The following is a 13741-nucleotide window of genomic DNA, read 5'->3' on the forward strand; positions in this document are numbered from 1 at the left end:
GGCGTGAACGCGCCAGAGTGAGAAACTCAGCGGAGTAATTATGTCAGCACGTGACCTGAAGCTGCAGGTAATCTTTAACATGATAGAGCGCGTCACCGCGCCCTTGAAGCGCATCATGGCCCAGTCGTCGGCCAGCGGCAAAGCCCTCAAAGCCTTGCGCGACCGCCTCAAGGAAATGGACGCGCAACAGAAAAACATTACCGGCTTCAGGCGCATGTCTGCCAGTTTGCGCGAAACATCCGGGCGGCTGGGTGCCGCCCAGCAAAAGGTCAAAGCCCTGGCTGAACAAATGCGCGCCACCCAACACCCCACCCGCGCCATGACGCGGGAGTTTGACCGCGCCACCAGGGCAGCCAGGCTGATCAAGGAACAGTTACAGCGCGAGAGCCAACAGCTACAAGTCTTGCGCAGCAGCTTGCATGCGGCAGGCATCAGCACCCAGCAACTGAGCGCCCATGAACGCACTTTGCGCAATAACATGGCGGCCACCAATGCCCAGATAGCGGCCCAGCAACAGCAGTTAGCTGGCCTGGCAAGGCGGCAGCAACAGGTTGCCGCAGCCAGGCAGCGCATGGACAGTACCCGCAATGCGGCCAGCAATGCCAAGATGACGGGCTTTGATATGGCGATGACAGGTGCGGTCATGGGTATGCCCATGATCAAGTCCTTGAACGAATCCAAGCATTTTGAAACGGAAATGAACCGCATTGTGGCGCTGGGCATGGGCGATAAAATCTCAGCCGACGCCATCAAGTTTAGCCAGGGTATGAAAACCTATGGCGTCAGCAGCCTGGAAAGCATGGAACTGATGCGCGATTCGCTGACCGTGTTTGCAGACCTGCACCATGCCGAAATGGTCTTACCCACCCTGGCCAAGATGAAGTTTGCCAATGCTGCCATGTTTGGCGAAGAAGCCGGGGCGGAACGCGGGCAGACCTTTATGAACATGTTGAAGGTGATCGAGCTGCGCGGCGGCCTTGCCAGCAAAGAGCGGTTTATCCATGAAGCCAACCTGGTGCAAAAGGTCATCACCGCCACTGGTGGCCGCGTGGGTCCCAATGAATGGCTGAACTTTATCAAGACGGGCGGCGTAGCAGCCAAGTCCATGAAAGATGAAGCCTTTTTCTACAAAATGGAACCACTCATCCAAGAAATGGGCGGCCATCGCGTGGGTACGGGCCTGATGTCTGCCTATTCCAATCTATACCAGGGCAGGACCACGGTACGCGCCGCGCAAGAAATGGGCAGGCTGGATTTGCTTGATACCAGCAAGGTGCAGTACAACAAAATAGGCATGATCAAGCAAATCAAGCCGGGCGCACTGGCAGGCGGTGACTTGCTGAAGTCTGACCCCATGGCCTGGCTGGAAACGGTCTTGCTGCCCAAACTGGCGGCCAAGGGCATTACAGACCAGGAACAAATCAAGGACACCATCGCCACTATCATGACGAACCGGACGGCGTCTAACCTGTTCACGCAAATGTATTTACAACGCGCACAAATCCACAAGAACGCCAAGTTAAATGCAGGCGCGGCCAATATCGACACCCTGGACAAAGTTGCCAAGACCACCGCCAAAGGCAAAGAGCTGGAAACCCTGGCCAGGATACGCAACACAGAAAAAGAAATCGGTGAACAAGTCTTGCCCATCTATGCGGCCGCCTTACAAAAGCTGGCAAGCGCCCTGCAAAGTGTCACCACCTTTATGAAAGAACACTCCACGACTGCCAAGGTCGTGGTGGTGGGCTTTACCGCGCTGGCGGCAACCATGGTGGTGATGGGGGGTATCACCATCGTGCTGGCCTCCATCATTGGCCCGCTGGCCTTGCTGCGCTTTGGCTTTGCCATGCTGGGGATACGCGGCGCTTTGCTGGCTGGCACCTTTGCCCGGCTGGGTGCGGCATTTGCGCGTATCGGCCCCTTTATTGCCCGGATAGGCGTCTGGCTGCGTGGCTTGCTGCCAGCCCTGCGCCTGGTAGGCACGGCGGTGATGTGGCTGGGCCGGGCCTTTCTGGTTGCGGGCCGCTTCTTGCTCATGAACCCTATTGGCCTGGCGATTACGGCTATTGCTGCAGCGGCTTACCTGATCTACCGCAATTGGGCGCAGGTGAGTGCCTTCTTTAGCAGTTTGTGGGCATCGATCAAAACCAGCTTTAACAGCGGCATTGCGGCGTTGAGCGCGTTTATACAAGGCTGGCACCCGGTAGAGAAATTCCGCAGCATGATGGCGGCAGTGTACGGCTATTTCACCATCGACTTGCCCGCCAAGTTTAGCGAGTTTGGCAGCAACATGATGCAAGGCCTGGTGAACGGCATTACCAGCGCCGCTGGCACTGTGCGCGATACCATCAGCAGCATGGCGGACAATGTTGTGAGCTGGTTTAAAGAAAAACTAGGCATTCATTCGCCCAGCGTGGTCTTTGCAGAGCTGGGGCAATTCACCATGCAAGGCTTGTCTATCGGCATAGAAAAGGCCCAGGCGCTGCCGCTGGACAAGCTTAACGGCGTTACCAGGCAAATGACGGCCATGGGTGCTGGCATGGCCTTTAGCGCGGCAATTAACCCGGCATTTGCACAACTGCCACCAGTGCCATTCAACCCACAGCAAGCAGTCCTGGTGCAGTTTGCTGCGCAAAGGCAAGAACCGCCACGCCTGGCCGAGCCGATCAAGTTTGACCGCCGCCCACCAGTGCAGGCGCAAGGCAGCAGCGCGGTCAGCGTAGGCAATAACCCGGCACCCGCCCCCAGCAATATCCAGATTGTGATTAACCCACCTGCAGGCATGGACCCGCAAGCTATTGCCAAAGCCGTGGCGGCCGAGCTGGACAGGCGTGAACGCCAGCAAAGCCAGCAGCGCCGGTCTGCCATGCATGACTATGATGAATCATAGAGAGGACAACCCAAGATGATGATGAGTTTAGGCCAGTTTGTATTCAGCCTGTCCACGGCCGCGTATCAGGAGTTCCAGCAACAAATTGAATGGAAGCACCCCAACACCAGCCGCGTGGGCGAGCGCGACGCGCACCAGTTTTTAGGCCCAGGTGATAACACTATCACCCTAAGCGGCTGGATGGCCCCGGCCTTTGCCGGTGACCCGGCGTCTTTAGATGATCTGGAAGAAATTGGGGACGCTGGGGACGCCTATGTGCTGGTGGAAGGCACCGGGCGCATATACGGGCAATTTCTGATCACCAACTTGACCAAGGGCAAAAACACCTTTCTGGATGATGGCATGCCGCAGAGAATAGATTTCTCTATCAGCTTGAAACGAGTAGATTTAGGCGACCAGGTGGACCCGCACACGGGCGGCCCGGATCTGGACGATGATGTCATTGAATGGGAAGAGGTAGATTTAGAATGAGCCACAACAAACCAGCCTTTGCCATCACACTGGACGGCCAGGACATTACCAGCAAAATCTACCCGCGCCTGGTGAGCCTGACACTGACCGAGGCCAGAGAAAACGCCGTCGACGAACTCAATATCACCATAGACGACAGCGACGGCCGCGTAGCAATACCGCGCAAAGGCGTCAAGATCACCTTGCAGCTTGGCTGGCAGCATACTGGAATGGTGGACAAAGGCACTTTCGTGGTAGATGAAGTAGAACATGAAGGCGCGCCAGATATGCTGGTCCTGCGCGCCCGCAGTGCAGAGATGGCAAAGCCAGTACGCACCCGCAAAGACCGCAGCTTTGACCAAAAGACCGTGGCCGATATCGTGGGCCAAATTGCCAAAGACAACGGCCTGGCACCCAAGGTAAGCCAAAGCCTGCAAAGCAAAGTCATCGACCACATAGACCAGACCAATGAGTCAGACATCAATTTTTTAAACCGGCTGGGCAAGCGGTTTGATGCGGTGGCCACCGTCAAAAAAGACGCCCTGCTGTTCTTGCCCATCGATGAGGGCAGCAACAGCAAAGGCGAAAGCCTGCCCACCATCACACTGGAGCGCCGCGACGGCGACAAACACCGCTACCACACCGCCAGCCGTGACGCCTACAGCGGCGTGCGCGCCCAATGGCATGACCCCAACGACGCCAAGGAAAAAAGCGAACTGATAGGCGAAGACGACAACCCAAAACGCCTGCGCCACACCTACCCGAATCAAGAGGCGGCAGAGCAAGCAGCAAAAGCAGAAATGAACCGGGTAAAACGCGGAAAGGCAACCTTGCAATTTACCCTGGCCCTGGGCAGGCCAGACATTACGCCCATGATGGGCGTGCGCATCCCCAGCTTAAAGGCACCTATCGGGGATACTGACTGGGTCATCCTTAAAACCACACACAGCGTCATGGCGCAGGGATTTACTACGCAATTGGAGATGGAAAATAGGAATAGCGACAACAAAGAAAATATGATCAAGGAGAATCGTGAAAGCTTGCAAGTTACGGACTAGAAATTATTGCCAAAAATCATCTATGTAATTCACTTTATTTAAAATAAGAATAATTTGTATTCGCTAAGAGTTAGTCCTACAATTAGTGCGTAAATTAGTTTTGACACTACATTTAGTAGTATATTTTTTACGTGAAAACAGCAACTTTAGCCCTACCTTAAGATTGAGCAAGGTTTTGTCCAAGTGCTTGAGCTTTAACACCTCTACACGCTATCGGCATGTTTTCTTATTTTCCATTTGAAAGGGAAACGAATCATGTTGCTATCAATACAATTGGCTGGCGTAAGAATGTCCACTGGCGGTTTGCTAGGCAGCCTTCCACAAACTTTTGAGCATATAGAATCAGTGACAGATGGTCTAACTTGGTGGACTGTTCAGGAAGTCATTGATTTGATAGGTAAAGGAGTTTTTTTCTACGTCAAGGACTCATTCGGAAATGTTGCTCGGGTGGATGTTGTGAACTCTGGCAATCCTGCTCAGAGATCTTTTATTAAGACGCATGCAGATGGAAAAATCAGTGACAACTTATTGGCATTACCTGGGGGGCCACTTTACAGAAGCGGCCTTTTAGGGAAATTTACCTCAAGTAATTCCGGAGCATTTTAAATAAATATGTTTATATTTGTAGATGAATCAGGAAATTTTACCCTTGCAAATCAAGCTAATTCTTGGTGCGTTGTCGCAGCATATGTAGTGCCTGAACATAGACGTCAAAGTGTTCGTCGTCTGATTTCCGAGATTCATAAAATGGGGAAAGGTGCAGGATCTGAAACTAAGTGTAAAGATCTTAGTGAAGCACAATATATATGGTTTCTAACAGAGCTAAAGAAATTAGACGGATTAGTATTTGCTATAGCAACTGATGTGGGAATGAATCGTCCTCATGCTATTGAACACCATCGTGATCTGCAAGCAAAAAACATTATTGAACACCGAGACAAAATGAATTATGAAGAAGGGCGCGATAGTCTCACAAAATTTTCAATGCAAGTGAATCAGCTATCGATCCCGTTGTACATGCAAACATCGCTACAAGTTTCACTATTCCATAGGATATTGACACAGGCAACGCTTTACTATGCGCAAAGGCATCCGCCTGCTTTAGGCAATTTTAGATGGCGTGTTGATCAAAAAAATACAAAAAAAGACCTGCCAAATTCTTACGAAAATATTTTTCTACGAATGTTAGCGCCAGCAATCCAATCGCGATCTTTAAGGGAAAAATTACTCGTGTTGGAAAGCGCCGATTACAGGCATTTTTCACGATTTGAGTACCCTCCAGGCAAGCAACCAAATTATCTGAAAGAGATTTATGGCATTGAAAATATCGGAGGACCAGATCTTAGAAAAATTATTTGGGAAAATTTTCAATATGTAGATTCTGCAAAAGACCCTGGCGTACAAATTGCAGATTTGCTTGCGGGAGGTATCAGGCGACTTCTAAGAGGAAATTACGTGGAAGAAGCAAAAATTTCCGAATTATTGGGGGCAAATATGGTGCAAGCAATAGATAGAGAATCACCGTTGCAATTTGCTAGCTTAGATCAAGTTGGTGAATTACCTGATCGTATTCAAATCATCGCTAACAGCATAACGCGTGCTGCTAAAGGCATGCTCAAATAAATCTGTAGATTTCACTATCTTGTGAGTATTCGAATAATGCCAGCGCCGCCGTAATTTAAAAAGGAGCAAATGTTAATGAATACCCCAAATCCACGAAATGTTAATTTTTTGATTCAATTTGAGAATAATCACAAAGCTTCAACTTTTCGAACCATAAATGGAGTTTTACATTTTTTTGATAGATATGGAAACGAAGTATTACCACAAAATATCGAACGCTCAGTAAGTTATGATCGAGAAAATAAAGATCCGAAAATACAAACAAGAATCACCACAAAATTAAACAACTCATCTATAAACGGCTTATATGAACTTACCCAATATGATGATGTAATCGTAATTGATACAAATTCAAAGGAGACAGCAAATGGTAAGTTAAGTATATGTTGCGCAATGATTTTACAGTTTCGTCAAGAAGGTGAAGCGATACGAATTAGCTGCAAAGAAAGAAAAGTTCGCTTACTTGAATTCTATAACGTTCAAGGAAATGCTGAATTGCTTAGTATTTTATTGATTGCCAATGAGTGCATTGTTCAAGATGGATACTGGGATAGACGCCCGAGTAAAAATAGAGCAATTATTAATGATTCAGCAATTAGCCTTCATGAAAAAATATCAGCACGAGAAATACCAATTTTTCAAAACATATTCCTACCACGTGGATTTTCAATTCACTATGCAAGTGCAGATTTAAAGCAAGAAGTACTTAACAAAATAATTAGTACTTGCGATAAACAAGCAAATGAACATTATGTTTTAATGCAACAAAATAAAACTCCCGCAAATCCACTAAATATTTTGAAATACGATCCTTCAATACTCTTTCGTGGTTTCGATTTGCCATTAGTGGAATTCGAATGTGTAACAAAAGGTTTGCAGTTACAAAAAGATAGTCGTATGTACCTATACGGGATTAAAACCGAGGAATAAAAATTCATTTTTAAGAATCATTTTTCTCGTTAAAACTTAGAATATATGAGAAAAAATTTTAGCAAATATTCAGTATTTTGATTTAATTGGCAAATCCCAGTATGACGGCGCATCACCTGACGCATCCATGCATCGTCTGACAATACCGTCAGCCATTCTTACCGTACTTCCTATTGACTGCACCTTGCCATCAAAGTGGCAGTTTTCGTCTGCAGGCCGATCCATGATTAGTTTTTCTTGGCTTGCTTTGTCAGGTGACAAAAAGATAAGGAAAGCGCCTTCAGTAATGATCATCAGCACCATCAAAACAAACAGGACCAGTATTTTAAAATGAACTTTCTTCAGCGACTGCGTATTCTCTTGGCAGGTTCTACATGGAATTTCTTTTACTTGAATCTGCGCTGCATGTGCATGTGATGGTGCTCGTGCTGGCATTGGCGCTGGCGTTGGTTCTGATGTCTCTGTTTTATCCTTTTTCACATTAGCATCTACATACTCTGAAAGCCTCACATCAATGTGATCACAGGCATCATTGAATTTGCTACGTGGGAAAACATCCATCACTTCAGCACCAAATTTATTCAGCAACTCACGATAAAGTACGCGCCAGTTGATACCAGAAATCGCTTCTAATTCTTTTACCTTTTTATTGATCTCTGTTCGTTGCATTTTGGTGAGATATTTTTCTTCTTTCTCACCTATGTTCAAGTGCATAACGTTATTGAGTGTTGGTCCTACAACTGAATCACCCGCCACTATTTGCCCAACATCACCTTCGATATCGTTTTTATTTGCCATACTGCGCCTACATTAATTTCCTATTGCTATTCACACGACTTGATTGTGAAATTCATTTTGTTTTTCAAGCAGCCTATAATTTTTTCGATAGCAGAGAAATTTTGAGGTTCACTTTTAATAAAAAAATCAGCACGGCTAAGTTTGGTATCTGCCAAATTACCTAATGGCAATCGCCAATCGGGCGCGAGATCAAAATCCTTTGCTACTGCTGCACCGGCCTTTTTGTCTGCTTTATCGCCATTCATTCCGGCCTGTACATACTTGCCGTAAAGATCGTGATATTGATTTGTCGCCAAAATCATTTTTTTTGATACCACATCCTCCGCGACCGCTATTTCCCAATTTCGCTCAAATGCAGTGCTGCGGTTAAGGTCAGGAGCGTATGAAACGCGCACGTAATGTTTATATCTGTTCTCGGTGGCGAGTTCGCCCAGGTCATTGCGATCCAATGTCACCTCAACCATGTCGATGCCTAGCTTTGCTACTTGTTCTGCCAATACTATTGCTGTGGTAGTCCAATCATCTTTGTTTCCGGCATCAACGGTAGCAACGATTGTTGCCTTCGTTTTTTGACCTTGAAGCATGTTGGTAACAAAGCCGTGAGTTAGCTTGATGGGTAAAACATTCGCTGACTTGGCTGCAGGGGAGATGCCTTCGTTGTTAATGACATTCTGTTCTTTTTCGCTCGCTGTGCAAGCAACCAGAAGGAAGGGAAGTAAAAAAAATCGAATAGCTCTCATCGTAGCTATTTCTCTTTCTTACCGAAGCTAAAACGCAAAGGCGATTCATTATTTTGATTGCCATGAATTACTTGTCCGACATTACCTTTAATGTTATTTGTTGGTGCAGAATTGACAGGTTCATGTCCCAATCCATTCACCAAAGTAACGACAACATCTTGGAATCGCTGATCTAATTTTCTAAAACCAGACAGCAAATCATTTTCATTTCCTTGTAATCCGGCGGCTGCTCTTGCCCCTGTGAGTACATACATAACATCGACATCTGCTTTTAGCAGTGCGGATAAATAGTCGGCATCTGGGCTTCTTTCGCCACTTTCATAATTCATTTGGGCATTTTTTTTAACGCCCCCCAAAACCGCAAACTCAAGTTGGTTCAGCCCCAGGCGTTTGCGCTCGTCTCGCAGCCTATTCCCTAAATCACTCATTTAGATCTCAAAATAGTTGACAAGTCCTCATTTGAGGACTATATTCACGTTACCACTAACGTAACACAATGATACATCATGTCACTTGACACTAACACATCATTCCGTCGCGCCGCCCAAATAAAAGGGGCAATCCGCACCCCTATCAGTCTTTCTAAAGAGGAATACGACCAGGCTGCAGCTTACGCCCTGGCCGAGCAACGCTCCGTTGCTTCTTTCCTTCGCGTTACATACCTTCTCGGCTTGAAGGAATATGAACGCCAGCTCACGTCCAAGTAACCAGCCCAGACAGGATACGACCATGTATGCAGACAAAAAACGCGTCAAGGCCAACAAGCTGATGCTTCGTTTTGATGATTATGAGTTCGAGCTGATCAACGCCATGGCGGCTTATCAGGGCGAACAGCCATCTGTTTTTTTGCGTGAGCTGGTGTTACGCGAAGCTGCTTTGCTTAACCAAAATTGCAAGCAAATGTTATCGGCAAAGTAAAAACTTTGACAGACACTGATTAGCCACTCTTAAGCACTCTTAAGTTGACGAAAACAAGAACATGCCCTCATTAAATGCCGATTTCACGGACGATGAATTAGAAATGCTTGAGATGGTGCGCGTCCAATGGGGACTTAGTGATCTTGAAGAAACGGCCCAATTTTTGGCCAAACGGCATTTACGCCAGGGCATGCAGAGCTTGACCGGACGTGGCCGTGCAATGAGTTTAGTTTCATTTGAAGATTTAGAAAGGACAACGGAATGAGAGTTATCGGTTTGCCATGCCCTCATTGCACGCAAGGTGTGCGCGCCATTAAAAGCCGCACGATGTCACCCATGTTTAAAGAAATCACATACCGCTGCAATAACGTGGATTGCGGCCATGTGTTTGTGGCTGGCCTTGAGGTGTTGCGCACGCTGTCCCTGTCTGCCACGCCTGACTACAAGGTCAGGATACCAATTTCAAGGCATGCACGACAGGCAGCCTTGAATCAGCTATCGCTGAATTTATGCGTCGGGTGACGCTGGTCTAGCAGAACCAATTTAACAACTATTGCAGTAGCCAACATGCCTGTTTTCAGGCGTGAGGGACTTTTTTTGCCCTTTACTTTTGGAGGTGATCATGCGTTTGACATTTGCATCCCGTTTTGTCCTTGCCAGAGCCATACGCAAGGAGCTGAAGGCCTTGAACAACGGCCCGCAGATTTGCCGCCTGTATAGCCAGGCGCTTATCGGCGAAATGATTCACGACCTTGGCGGTATGGCTGGGGAGTGGTGAACATGAAACAGCCTGGTGATGATTTTACCCGCGACATTTTTAACAAGCCTGGTCGAGGCCGCCCACGCAAGGCACATGCCAAGTCTGCTGCGCAACGTGCCAAGGAATACCGCAACCGCCAGCGGGAACAGAAATTCAACTTTCTAAGGGGGCAGCGTAATGAGATTGCCTAATCAAGTGTACGTCGCCCTGATGGGCGCTATCAGTCTGGGTGTCACAGAAAACGAACGCCTGCAGGGCATTGCAGAGCGTTTGGGAGACGTGGAAGCCGAGCAAGAGTATTCCCGCAATGTGCGGCTGCTGCAGGAAGGCCGCCAGTTGCTGATTGAAGAACAGCACAAATTAACGTGACGCGTCACTAAAAATCATGCCTATACCCAAACCTACAGATGACGAGTTACGCCAGGTGCACACCGCTTTGCATGTTTCAGTGCCGTTTGAACAGATGTCGCCATTTATTCGTCACTACTTAGAAATGGTTGCGCACTGCTGGTGCGGGCAAATTCCAGCGCATTTGTTTGGCAGGCCTGCAGCAAAACAAAAAGACCAGGCGCAGCCAGGCAAGCGGCCAGTAAACGACTTTAAACGCCGTGCAAGCGGTGACTTTGATTGAATGAAATGAACACTACATCCAACACCTTAAACCTGCCTGAGCGTGACCGCCAGCCCATCATCAAGATGATGACGATGCTGTATCCCAGCGAGTTGTACGCGCTAAAAGACTACCTTGACACCGCGTCAAAGGAACTTGATTCAAGCAAGCCCGGATATGAAGAAATCTGGGGCGGCTTGTGCATGCTCAAGCACAGTATCAAACACGCAATCATTGATATAGAAGCAGCGGCCAGCAGCAAGGCAGGCGCGTAATGGATGCATCGCTTCAACATGAAATCCTGCAGCGCCTGGCTGAATTCAAATTCAAGCCAGAGCAAAACGGGATGCTGCGCGGCGGCATCTGCCCGGCCTGCCAGAAAAAAGAGCTGTACACCAATGCGGAACATCCGTGGGTGATTCGCTGCGGCCGTCTGAATAATTGCGGTGAAACCAAGCATGTCAAAGAGCTGTACCCGGATCTGTTTGATAACTGGTCTGAACGCTACAAGTCCACACCTGAAAAGCCGAACCCAAACGCGGCGGCAGATGCGTATATGCAACATGGCCGGGGCTTCGCGCTGGCGAAGGTTCAGGGCATGTATACGCAGGAGTATTACTTTGACCAGGAGCTGAAGATAGGCAGTGCCACGGTGCGCTTTCCTTTTGGGAATGGCTATTGGGAAAGGATCATTGATCAGCCTTACCGTTTTGGCAAAAAGAAGGCGCACTTTAAGTATGGCTCCAAGTATTACGGCCTGTGGTGGAAGCCTGACCCGGTTGTGATTCAGGATAAAGCGGAAATATGGCTGGTAGAAGGCGTTTTTGATGCGCTGGCGCTGATGCACCATGATATCCCGGCAGTTGCCCTGGGTAGTTGCAATAACTACCCAGAGGAGGCATTGCGCAACCTGGCTGCCTCGCGTGGGAACATGGATTGCAGACTGGTATGGGCGCTGGATGGTGACCATGCCGGGCGCAGCTATACCAAGAAGCATGTAGAGAAAGCCAAGGCTGCAGGCTGGGAGTGTGTGGCGGCGCAGATACCGCAGCACGGCAAAAATAAGCTGGACTGGAATGATGCGCACCAGCGGGATGCATTGTCTGATGAAGACATAGAGGAATACCGTTATCACGGTGATTTGCTGCTGGCGAAATCCCCGACCGAAAAGGCTTTGCTGCGCTACAAGCATGACGGTGGCCAGACTGAGTTTTATTTTGATTTTGGGAACCGGCTGTTTTGGTTCCGTCTGGATCTGGAACGCTACAACAAGGCCAGGGACCAGCAGGACAACAGCGAGGATTCAAAAACCTTGTCTGAGTATGCCTTGCGCGACCAGGCTTTGATTACATCAAGCACGGTCTATGAAATTGCCAATTGCTTGCCGAAGGCTTTGTATTTTCAGGAAAACCTGATCACTAACGAGAGCTGGTATTACTTCCGGGTTTCATTCCCGCATGACGGCAAGCCGGTGAAAAACACTTTCACGGCGGCCCAGATTGCCAGCTCTGCGGAGTTCAAAAAGCGTTTGCTGGGTATGGGTGCCGGTGCGATGTTTAGCGGCAGCAGCCAGCAGTTAGACCGCATTCTTGCGGACCAGCTTTATAACATCAAGCGCGTGGATACCATAGATTACATCGGCTACAGCCTTGAGCATGGCTGTTATGTGCTGGGTGATGTGGCTATAAAAGACGGTGTCATCAATGAGGTGAACGGTGAGGATTTTTTTGATATCGGCAAACTGTCGATCAAGTCTTTGAATAAATCTGTACACCTGACGATTAACCGCGACCGCCATGATTACCGTACAGACTGGCTAGACCTGATCTGGACGGCCTTTGGTGCCAAAGGCCTGGTGGCGCTGACTTTCTGGTTTGGCTCGCTGTTTGCGGAGCAGATCAGGTCTAAACAATCGTCTTACCCTTTCCTTGAGGTGGTAGGCGAAGCCGGGGCCGGTAAATCGACCTTGATTGAATTCTTGTGGAAGCTGTTCGGCCGCAATGGTTATGAGGGCTTTGACCCGGCAAAGTCTAGCCTGGCTGCACGGGCGCGCAATTTTGGGCAAGTGTCTTGTCTGCCGGTGGTGCTGATTGAATCTGACCGCGAACGCATGGGGGAAGACAAAAGCCATGTGAAGTCATTTGATTGGGACGAGCTGAAGACGGCTTATAACGGCCGCAGCATGCGGGCGCGTGGGATGGCGACTGGTGGCAACGAGACTTACGAGCCGCCTTTCCGGGGTTCTATCGTGATTTCTCAAAACAACCCTGTAAATGCGTCTGAGGCGATTTTGTCGCGGATTGTGCATTTGTATTTTGACCGTTCGACGCAGACGGCCGCGTCCGGAGAGGCTGCGGACAAGCTGAAGTATATGTCTGTAGAACAGGTTTCAGGCTTCATCCTGGCTGCCACCAAGCGCGAGAAGACCATCATGGAGCTGGTGGGCACAAAAACGCCCTTGTACCTGAAAGAGCTACGCCAAAACAAGAATATCAAGATGCCGCGCCTGGTGGAAACCCACGCGCAAATGCTGGCCCTGGCCGATGCCCTGGCACTGGTGGTGAAGCTGCCTGAATCGCAGCAGGCCGCATTAAAAGCCCAGATCGTGACCATGGCAGAGGAACGTCAGCAGGTTATCAACAGTGACCATGTGCTGGTGCAGGAATTCTGGGAGGCGTTTGATTATCTGGATAACGGGGATATGTCGATCTTGAATCATTCGCGTGACCCGTCTTTGATTGCAGTCAATCTAAACCATTTTCTGCAGGTGGCAACAGAGAAGCGTCAGCAAGTACCACCGCTGCGCGACCTAAAAAAGGTGCTGAAGACCAGCGCCCGACGCAAGTTTATCGAAGCAAACAAGACGGTGAACAGTGTTGTGCGCAGCACTCTATCACCCATCGCTACACCATCAACATCCGTTAAATGCTGGATTTTCCAGCGCGACAAATAACCATTGAGAGG

17 protein-coding genes are annotated in these 13741 nt (G+C 48.8%); 14 read left to right on the forward strand and 3 right to left on the reverse strand.

The annotated features are described in order from the left end of the window. The first annotated feature begins 40 nt into the window (after positions 1–40). The 6 genes from Q8K39_RS01275 (at position 41) to Q8K39_RS01300 (ending at position 6951) form a co-directional block, all read left to right on the forward strand. Complete coding sequence (locus Q8K39_RS01275; RefSeq protein ID WP_305257979.1) at positions 41–2890, forward strand: phage tail protein; 2850 nt, start codon at positions 41–43, stop codon at positions 2888–2890. Between the two features lie 15 nt (positions 2891–2905). Next, complete coding sequence (locus Q8K39_RS01280) at positions 2906–3361, forward strand: phage tail protein (protein ID WP_305257980.1); 456 nt, start codon at positions 2906–2908, stop codon at positions 3359–3361. Next, positions 3358–4398, forward strand: coding sequence for a contractile injection system protein, VgrG/Pvc8 family (locus Q8K39_RS01285; protein ID WP_305257981.1), 1041 nt, complete (start codon positions 3358–3360; stop codon positions 4396–4398). Before Q8K39_RS01280 ends, Q8K39_RS01285 begins: the two co-directional genes overlap by 4 nt. A gap of 255 nt (positions 4399–4653) precedes the next feature. Then, positions 4654–5004, forward strand: coding sequence for a DUF3892 domain-containing protein (locus tag Q8K39_RS01290; protein ID WP_305257982.1), 351 nt, complete (start codon positions 4654–4656; stop codon positions 5002–5004). A 6-nt stretch (positions 5005–5010) separates the two neighbouring features. Further along, positions 5011–6021, forward strand: a complete 1011-nt coding sequence (locus Q8K39_RS01295) for a DUF3800 domain-containing protein (protein ID WP_305257983.1) — start codon at positions 5011–5013, stop codon at positions 6019–6021. A gap of 75 nt (positions 6022–6096) precedes the next feature. After that, positions 6097–6951 (forward strand): hypothetical protein, encoded by an 855-nt coding sequence (locus tag Q8K39_RS01300; protein ID WP_305257984.1) that lies wholly within the window; start codon positions 6097–6099, stop codon positions 6949–6951. A 69-nt stretch (positions 6952–7020) separates the two neighbouring features. On the opposite strand, the gene Q8K39_RS01305 is transcribed toward Q8K39_RS01300, so the two are convergent. From Q8K39_RS01305 to Q8K39_RS01315, 3 genes are read right to left on the reverse strand one after another with little or no spacing between them, the layout of a single operon-like run. Beyond that, positions 7021–7749: a hypothetical protein gene (locus Q8K39_RS01305; RefSeq protein ID WP_305257985.1), complete on the reverse strand. Its 729-nt coding sequence runs from the start codon at positions 7747–7749 to the stop codon at positions 7021–7023. A 26-nt stretch (positions 7750–7775) separates the two neighbouring features. Then, complete coding sequence (locus Q8K39_RS01310) at positions 7776–8489, reverse strand: hypothetical protein (RefSeq protein ID WP_305257986.1); 714 nt, start codon at positions 8487–8489, stop codon at positions 7776–7778. Positions 8490–8494: 5 nt separating this feature from the next. Further along, positions 8495–8917: a helix-turn-helix domain-containing protein gene (locus tag Q8K39_RS01315; RefSeq protein WP_305257987.1), complete on the reverse strand. Its 423-nt coding sequence runs from the start codon at positions 8915–8917 to the stop codon at positions 8495–8497. A 253-nt stretch (positions 8918–9170) separates the two neighbouring features. Between Q8K39_RS01315 and Q8K39_RS01320 the strand changes: the two genes are divergently transcribed. From Q8K39_RS01320 to Q8K39_RS01355, 8 genes are all read left to right on the forward strand, one after another. After that, entirely contained in the window at positions 9171–9407 is a 237-nt protein-coding gene (locus tag Q8K39_RS01320) for a hypothetical protein (protein ID WP_370868537.1), read from the forward strand. A gap of 61 nt (positions 9408–9468) precedes the next feature. Continuing rightward, positions 9469–9672 (forward strand): hypothetical protein, encoded by a 204-nt coding sequence (locus Q8K39_RS01325; RefSeq protein ID WP_305257988.1) that lies wholly within the window; start codon positions 9469–9471, stop codon positions 9670–9672. Next, a complete protein-coding gene (locus Q8K39_RS01330) occupies positions 9669–9929 on the forward strand; it encodes an ogr/Delta-like zinc finger family protein (protein WP_305257989.1) in 261 nt (86 codons plus the stop codon). Before Q8K39_RS01325 ends, Q8K39_RS01330 begins: the two co-directional genes overlap by 4 nt. 100 nt (positions 9930–10029) lie before the next feature. Next, positions 10030–10185: a hypothetical protein gene (locus Q8K39_RS01335; protein ID WP_186957116.1), complete on the forward strand. Its 156-nt coding sequence runs from the start codon at positions 10030–10032 to the stop codon at positions 10183–10185. Between the two features lie 2 nt (positions 10186–10187). Continuing rightward, positions 10188–10358, forward strand: coding sequence for a hypothetical protein (locus Q8K39_RS01340; RefSeq protein WP_305257990.1), 171 nt, complete (start codon positions 10188–10190; stop codon positions 10356–10358). Next, the gene (locus Q8K39_RS01345) at positions 10345–10536 is read left to right on the forward strand and encodes a hypothetical protein (RefSeq protein ID WP_305257991.1); all 192 of its coding nucleotides are present in this window, start codon (positions 10345–10347) and stop codon (positions 10534–10536) included. Before Q8K39_RS01340 ends, Q8K39_RS01345 begins: the two co-directional genes overlap by 14 nt. 267 nt (positions 10537–10803) lie before the next feature. Next, positions 10804–11052 (forward strand): hypothetical protein, encoded by a 249-nt coding sequence (locus tag Q8K39_RS01350; protein WP_305257992.1) that lies wholly within the window; start codon positions 10804–10806, stop codon positions 11050–11052. Then, positions 11052–13730, forward strand: a complete 2679-nt coding sequence (locus Q8K39_RS01355; protein WP_305257993.1) for a toprim domain-containing protein — start codon at positions 11052–11054, stop codon at positions 13728–13730. Before Q8K39_RS01350 ends, Q8K39_RS01355 begins: the two co-directional genes overlap by 1 nt. Positions 13731–13741: the final 11 nt, after the last annotated feature.

Source organism: Undibacterium sp. (assembly GCF_030683615.1).
Taxonomy (GTDB): Bacteria; Pseudomonadota; Gammaproteobacteria; order Burkholderiales; family Burkholderiaceae_D; genus Undibacterium; species Undibacterium umbellatum.

Bases quoted from the DNA above. Each gene is read 5' to 3' on its own strand.
- Q8K39_RS01275 (WP_305257979.1), top strand. From the start codon at position 41: ATGTCAGCACGTGACCTGAAGCTGCAGGTAATCTTTAACATGATAGAG.
- Q8K39_RS01280 (WP_305257980.1), top strand. From the start codon at position 2,906: ATGATGATGAGTTTAGGCCAGTTTGTATTCAGCCTGTCCACGGCCGCG.
- Q8K39_RS01285 (WP_305257981.1), top strand. From the start codon at position 3,358: ATGAGCCACAACAAACCAGCCTTTGCCATCACACTGGACGGCCAGGAC.
- Q8K39_RS01290 (WP_305257982.1), top strand. From the start codon at position 4,654: ATGTTGCTATCAATACAATTGGCTGGCGTAAGAATGTCCACTGGCGGT.
- Q8K39_RS01295 (WP_305257983.1), top strand. From the start codon at position 5,011: ATGTTTATATTTGTAGATGAATCAGGAAATTTTACCCTTGCAAATCAA.
- Q8K39_RS01300 (WP_305257984.1), top strand. From the start codon at position 6,097: ATGAATACCCCAAATCCACGAAATGTTAATTTTTTGATTCAATTTGAG.
- Q8K39_RS01305 (WP_305257985.1), bottom strand. From the start codon at position 7,749: ATGGCAAATAAAAACGATATCGAAGGTGATGTTGGGCAAATAGTGGCG.
- Q8K39_RS01310 (WP_305257986.1), bottom strand. From the start codon at position 8,489: ATGAGAGCTATTCGATTTTTTTTACTTCCCTTCCTTCTGGTTGCTTGC.
- Q8K39_RS01315 (WP_305257987.1), bottom strand. From the start codon at position 8,917: ATGAGTGATTTAGGGAATAGGCTGCGAGACGAGCGCAAACGCCTGGGG.
- Q8K39_RS01320 (WP_370868537.1), top strand. From the start codon at position 9,171: ATGAACGCCAGCTCACGTCCAAGTAACCAGCCCAGACAGGATACGACC.
- Q8K39_RS01325 (WP_305257988.1), top strand. From the start codon at position 9,469: ATGCCCTCATTAAATGCCGATTTCACGGACGATGAATTAGAAATGCTT.
- Q8K39_RS01330 (WP_305257989.1), top strand. From the start codon at position 9,669: ATGAGAGTTATCGGTTTGCCATGCCCTCATTGCACGCAAGGTGTGCGC.
- Q8K39_RS01335 (WP_186957116.1), top strand. From the start codon at position 10,030: ATGCGTTTGACATTTGCATCCCGTTTTGTCCTTGCCAGAGCCATACGC.
- Q8K39_RS01340 (WP_305257990.1), top strand. From the start codon at position 10,188: ATGAAACAGCCTGGTGATGATTTTACCCGCGACATTTTTAACAAGCCT.
- Q8K39_RS01345 (WP_305257991.1), top strand. From the start codon at position 10,345: ATGAGATTGCCTAATCAAGTGTACGTCGCCCTGATGGGCGCTATCAGT.
- Q8K39_RS01350 (WP_305257992.1), top strand. From the start codon at position 10,804: ATGAACACTACATCCAACACCTTAAACCTGCCTGAGCGTGACCGCCAG.
- Q8K39_RS01355 (WP_305257993.1), top strand. From the start codon at position 11,052: ATGGATGCATCGCTTCAACATGAAATCCTGCAGCGCCTGGCTGAATTC.